Raw genomic sequence first — 5,734 nt, 5'->3', positions numbered from 1 at the left:
CCTCGGCGGGGACGACCACGACCGGGCAGTGCGCGTGGTGGGTGACCTGGGTGCAGACCGACCCAAGCAGCAGCCGGGCGAAGCCCCCGGTGCCCCGCGAGCCAAGCACGATCATGTCGGCGTCCTTGCTCGCCTCGATCAGCGCCTCGGCGGGGACGCCGGTGAGCGCATCCACGGTGACGTCCTTCGGCCGGGCGGCGCCGACGAGCGCCAGCGCCTTCTCCGTCGCCTCCTGCGCTTCCTGCCGCGCCCGCTCGGCGAACGTGTGGTCCTGCGGATAGACGACCGGCCCGCCCCAGTAGCTGACAGCCGTCCGGTAGACCGTGATGACCCGCAGCGGCGCCCGGCGCACCGCGGCCTCGCGCACGGCCCACTCCAGGGCTCGCTGCGAATCGCTCGAGCCGTCAATTCCGACGATGATTCCAGACATTGTCCCGCATCTCCTCATGCGCTGCGCATCGGTGCGGCATCCTGATGCTCTCCACAACTCACGCTACGCATGACGACCTGCGGTATTCAGTGCCCAGGGTCCTGGCCGCCGCGGGCCGGCAGTCCCCACCGTCCGTGACGATCGTCCGTCCCGTGAACCTGGCCAAACGCCGCTTCGTTCTCGTATGAGGGGTGCCAGCACGGGAATATCGACAAAGAGGCGCAAAGAGGAAAGAGGGGAGGAACGGTGGCCGGTGCCATCGGGCCGCGCGGCCTGCTGGCCGCCATCGCCGCCGGCGCTGCCGCCGTCCTTGTCCTGTGGTGGCACAGCACCCTGGTCATCAGCGGCACGGTCCTCGGCGGCTGGCTGACCGGTGCCGGCGAGATCCTTGGCCTGCTGGCCGGCTACGCCGTCGTCGTGCTCGTGCTGCTGATGGCGCGCATCCGGCCGATCGAGCGCGGCGTGGGCGCCGACCGGCTGGCCCGCTGGCACGCCATGGGCGGCCGGTACGTGATCGGGCTGGTCAGCGGCCATGCGCTCGCGATCACCTGGGGCTACGCGGTCACCGCGCACACCAACCCGGTCACCGAGGCCGGCACGCTGCTCACCGCCTACCCCGACGTGCTGATGGCGACCGTCGCCTGGTTCCTGCTGCTCGGCGTCGGGCTCGTGTCCGCCCGCGCGGTCCGCAGGAAACTGCGCTACGAGACCTGGTACTACCTGCACCTGTACACATACCTGGCGATCGCCCTCGCCTTCAGCCACCAGTTCGCGAACGGGGCCGCCTTCGTCACCGACCTGGCCGCCCGGTTCTGGTGGTCGAGCCTGTACCTGGTCGTCGCCGCGCTGGTGGTCTGGTACCGCCTCGTGGTCCCTGTCCGCGATTTCGCCCGGCACGGGTTCCGGGTGGCGGGCGTACGGGCGGAGGCGCCGCGGACGTTCTCCGTCTACATCCAGGGCCGCAGGCTCGGCGGGCTCGACGCCGAACCGGGCCAGTTCTTCCGCTGGCGCTTCCTGGCCCGCGGGCTGTGGTGGCAGTCGCACCCGTACTCGCTGTCCGCGGTCCCCAGCGACGACCTCATGCGCATCACGGTGCAGGATGCCGGCGACTACGGCGCCGCGGTCCGCTCGCTCAAGCCTGGCACCCGGGTGATCGCTGAGGGCCCGTTCGGAGCGTTCGTCCCCATCCGCACGGGCCGGTCAACCCTGCTGCTGGCCGGCGGCGTCGGCATCACGCCGCTGCGCGCCATGTTCGCGGCGCTGTCGGGCAAGGTCACCCTGATCTACCGGGCGAGCACCTGGCAGGACATCGTGTTCCAGTCCGAGCTCGACGCGATCGCCGAGGCGCGCGGCGCCACGGTGCACTACGTGGTCGGCAGCCGGACCGACCTCGGCGGCGACCCGATCTCCGCGCAGACGCTGCGCGAGCTCGCCCCTGGCGTGCACAAGATGGATGTCTACCTGTGCGGCCCGCCCGGCATGACGGGCAGCGCGGTCGCGGCGCTGACCGAGGCGGGCGTGCCGCGGCGGCGGATCCACTTCGAGTCGTTCGAGTTCGAGACTTAATTACCTAACCGGGGAGGAAAGCATGCGCCGAGTGATCCTGGCCGTCACCGCGACGGTAGCCGGCCTCGTCGCGCTGCTGTCCTTCAAAACCCATTCTTCTTCCGAACGGGCCGGGGCGTCTCCCACGGCCCCGCCTTCTCTGCTCCCCGGCGAACGCGCCGTCACGGGGAATGTCGCCGATACCGTCTACGGCCCGGTGCAAGTCCAGCTCGTGGTGAAAACCAACAGGATCGTCAAGGTAAACATCCTGCAACAGCCCTCGTCCACCCAGATGGACCTGGAGATCGGCCAGTACGCGCTGCCGCGGCTGATAGGCGAGACGATCACGGCGCAAAGCGCCCGGATCGACACGGTCTCCGGCGCGACATACACAAGCGGCGGGTATATTCAGTCGCTGCAAAGTGCGCTGGATAACGGGGGATGAGCGTGCTGTCTATTCCGCCGGTCCAGGCTCGGGTGCGGCACGCCGAGCACGTCATGGGGACCGTGGTCTCGTTCGACGTCCCCGTGTCCGCGCGCGCCAACGGGTCGCTGGATTCCGCGATCCGCTGGCTGCACTGGGTGGACCGCGTGTTCTCGCCGTACCGGCCGGACAGCGACGTCTCGCTGCTCGCCGCCGCCGAAGTCACGGTCGACGGGTGCGCGCCCGAGGTCGCCGAGGTCATCGCCGCGTGCGCGTTCGTCCGTGACCTGTCCGGCGGGTACTTCACGTCGTCGCCTGGCGGCCGCTTCGACCCCTCCGGCTACGTGAAAGGCTGGGCGGTGCAGCGGGCGTCGGCGCTGCTCGCGGCCGCGGGCTCGGCGGCGCACGTGGTCAACGGCGGGGGAGACGTGCAGTGCGTCGGCGGCCGCGACAGCCAGGGTGAGCCCTGGCGGGTCGGGATCGCGGACCCGTTCCGCCCCGGCGGGCTTGCGCTCGTCGTGGCCGCGCGCGACTGCGCGGTCGCGACCTCAGGCGTGGCCGAACGCGGCCCGCACATCCTTCACCCGCACGCCGGCGGTCCGGCCTCCGGCCTGGCGAGCCTGACGGTCGCCGGCCCGAGCCTGGCGCTCGCGGACGCCTACTCGACGGCGGCCTTCGCCATGGGGCCGGCGCTCGGCCGCGAGTGGGCCGAGTCGCTCGCGGACTACGCGGCGTTCGCGGTTACCGCGGCGGGCGAGGTCTGGCACACCCCCGGCTTCAAGCGCTACATCTGCCCGGCCTGAATCCGGGGCTCGTTGCGCCGTGCGGCGCCGGCCAAGCGGTGTGGGCTCAGCGGCCCCGCAGGCGGCGGACGAGCGCGGTCAGCACGACGACGGTCACCACGGCGGGCCTGGTGATGCCGCCGCGGCCGCCGGGCGGCTGCCCGCCCGGTGCCGCCGGCGGCCGCCGCGGGCCGTCCGCGCCGGGAACCGCGACCGCGACAGCCTCGCCCTCGCCCAGCATGCGGCGGCCCTGCAGGGCGTACAGCAGGACGAAGGAGGGGCCGATGAGCGCCGCGGCGACGATGAACAAGACCACGATCGCGACCAGGATGTCATCAGGGGCGCCCGCGTTGCTCAGGGTCACCCCGGTGTTCGGCAGCAGCACCGGGTACCTGGCCACGCCCCAGCCCCATACCACGGCGGCCACCCCGAGCGCCGCGATCATGCGAACCGCCGCCCCCGTCGTCCGCCCGATGCTCAGCAGGACGAGCACCGCGAGCCCGCACACCGCGGCGACGATCACCAGCGCGAGCGCACGGCCGGTGAGCCGGCCGAACAGCAGCGGGCTCGCGGTGTGCAATTCGGCCATGGTCGCGAGCGACAGCGCCCCGGCCACGATCGCGGCGGCCTGCGCGCGGTGGGTGAAGTAGGCCCGCAGCGCCGCGTCGCCGCGGCGCTGCGCCTCGCCGGTCAGGTAGACGGCGGCAAGGTAGCCGCAGGCGGCCACGAACAAGAACCCGGCAAGCAGCGCGGTCGGGCTCGTCCAGGCGGCGAGGCTGGCGTGGGCGCCGTTGGCGGGCACCGCGCCGGTGGCGATCGCGCCGATCACCGTGCCCATGAAAAACGGGGTCATCAGCGAGGAGAACGCGAAGGTGGCGCCTGCCAGGCGCCGAATCGGCAGCCGCGTGAGCTCCTTGCGGAAGGCGAACCCGGCGCCGCGCAGCACGATCCCGGCCACCGCCAGCCAGAGCGGCAGCGCGAGCACGGTCATCACGGCGGCGAACGCGACAGGGAACGCGGTCCAGAAGATGACCAGGTCGAAGACGAGCCACACGTGGTTGGCCTCCCACACCGGGGTGATCGACTCATCGATCAGGCCGCGCGGCCGCCGGCCGCGCTGGGCGCCGCCGGCCAGCAGGTCCCACAGCCCGCCGCCGAAATCGGCCCCGCCGAGCACCGCGTACAAGCTGATCCCGGCGAGCAGGATGCCCCCGACCGCCGCGGCCGCCATCAGGACTCCGCGTGCCCGGCCGTACGGCCCGCCGTCGCCGGCGGGCCGTACGGAACGTCGGTCTCGGCGGCGTCGCCGCGGCGCCAGCGGCGGGCCAGCAGCCGCAGCACGGCGATCGTCGTGGCGCCGAGCACCGCGTACAGGACGACGACCAGGGTGAGGCTGGTCACCACGCCGCCGTTCGTCGTGGCCGCCTGGGCGGTGGTCTGCAGCCGGTACACCACCCAGGGCTGGCGGCCGACCTCGGTAACCACCCAGCCGCACTCCATGGCCACGATCGCGGCCACCCCGCTGACCGCGCCGAACAGCCAGAACAGCCGCTGCGGCGGCAGCCGGCGGCGGCGCCACCACTCCCAGGCCGCCCACAGCCCGCCGAGCAGCAGCAGGAATCCGATTCCCACCATGGTGTCGAAGCACAGGTGGATCAGCCACACGACCGGGGGACGGTCGGCGGGCGGGACGCTGTCCCAGCCGGTCACCTGGGTTCCCGGCCCGAACCCGACCAGCAGCGAGTCCAGGTCAGGGATCCTGATCCCCGCGTAGATGTGCCCGTTGACGTAGACGCCCGCCAGCCATTCCGGGACCTGCCTGGAGGTCGTCGCCACGTACTCCATCGCCGCGAACTTCACCGGCTGGTCGCGGGCGATCGCGCGGGCCGCGGTGTCGCCGACGAAGATCTGGAACGGGGTGAGGATCGCGGCGGGGACGAACCCGATCGCGAACCCGGTGTAGTGGTAGCGGTCCCGGCGGCCGCGCAGGATGCCCGCGGCGTACACGCCGGCCACGGTGAACCCGGCGACCATGTACGCGGCCAGGATCATGTGCGGCATCTCGTAGCTGGCCGCGTGATTGAAGAACACCTGCCACACGTTGACCGAGGTGATCCGGCCGTCCACCTCGGTGAAGCCGCCCGGCTGGTTCATCCACGCGTTCACCGCGACCACCGACATCGCGCCGAGGATGCCGCTGACCGCGATCGGCACGCCGCTCCAGAAGTGCGCCCAGCCCGGCAGCCGCCGCCAGCCCCACAGGTAGATGCCGGCGAAGATCGCCTCGATGAAGAAGAAGATCCCCTCGACGCCGAACGGGAAGCCGAGCACCGCCCCGTACTGGCGCATCAGCCCGGGCCACAGCAGGCCCATCTCGAACGACAGCACGGTCCCGGTGACCGCGCCGACCGCGATCAGCACCCCCATCACCTGCGACCAGCGGCGCGCCAGCCGCAGCGCGGTCTCGTCATGCCGCCGCAGCCCGATGAACTCGGCCAGCAGCACGATCGAAGGCAGCGCGACCCCCATGCAGGCCAGGATGATGTGGAACCC

The 5,734-nt window shown here is 72.0% G+C and carries 6 protein-coding genes; 3 read left to right on the top strand and 3 right to left on the bottom strand.

Annotated features, from left to right (window positions below; translation table 11 throughout):
- Positions 1-430: universal stress protein (locus tag Q1N79_RS03480; RefSeq protein ID WP_300604244.1), on the bottom strand; the 430-nt coding region annotated here is incomplete at its 3' end.
- A gap of 246 nt (positions 431-676) precedes the next feature.
- Here Q1N79_RS03480 and Q1N79_RS03475 point away from each other — a divergent pair.
- From Q1N79_RS03475 to Q1N79_RS03465, 3 genes are read left to right on the top strand one after another with little or no spacing between them, the layout of a single operon-like run.
- Positions 677-1,996, top strand: coding sequence for a ferric reductase-like transmembrane domain-containing protein (locus tag Q1N79_RS03475; protein WP_300604241.1), 1,320 nt, complete (start codon positions 677-679; stop codon positions 1,994-1,996).
- Positions 1,997-2,018: 22 nt separating this feature from the next.
- A complete protein-coding gene (locus Q1N79_RS03470; protein WP_300604239.1) occupies positions 2,019-2,420 on the top strand; it encodes an FMN-binding protein in 402 nt (133 codons plus the stop codon).
- A complete protein-coding gene (locus tag Q1N79_RS03465) occupies positions 2,417-3,202 on the top strand; it encodes an FAD:protein FMN transferase (protein WP_300604236.1) in 786 nt (261 codons plus the stop codon). The genes Q1N79_RS03470 and Q1N79_RS03465 overlap by 4 nt, the downstream gene beginning before the upstream one ends.
- A gap of 46 nt (positions 3,203-3,248) precedes the next feature.
- Here Q1N79_RS03465 and Q1N79_RS03460 read toward each other — a convergent pair whose 3' ends face one another.
- Complete coding sequence (locus Q1N79_RS03460) at positions 3,249-4,412, bottom strand: cytochrome d ubiquinol oxidase subunit II (RefSeq protein ID WP_300604234.1); 1,164 nt, start codon at positions 4,410-4,412, stop codon at positions 3,249-3,251.
- Positions 4,412-5,734 (bottom strand): cytochrome ubiquinol oxidase subunit I (locus tag Q1N79_RS03455; RefSeq protein WP_300604232.1); only part of this gene is annotated, 1,323 nt, incomplete at its 5' end. The genes Q1N79_RS03455 and Q1N79_RS03460, both read right to left, overlap by 1 nt.

Origin of the sequence: Trebonia sp., from assembly GCF_030042015.1 — a bacterium.
Classification (GTDB): Bacteria; Actinomycetota; Actinomycetes; order Streptosporangiales; family Streptosporangiaceae; genus Trebonia.
This window is presented reverse-complemented; position numbering and strand designations above follow the sequence as displayed.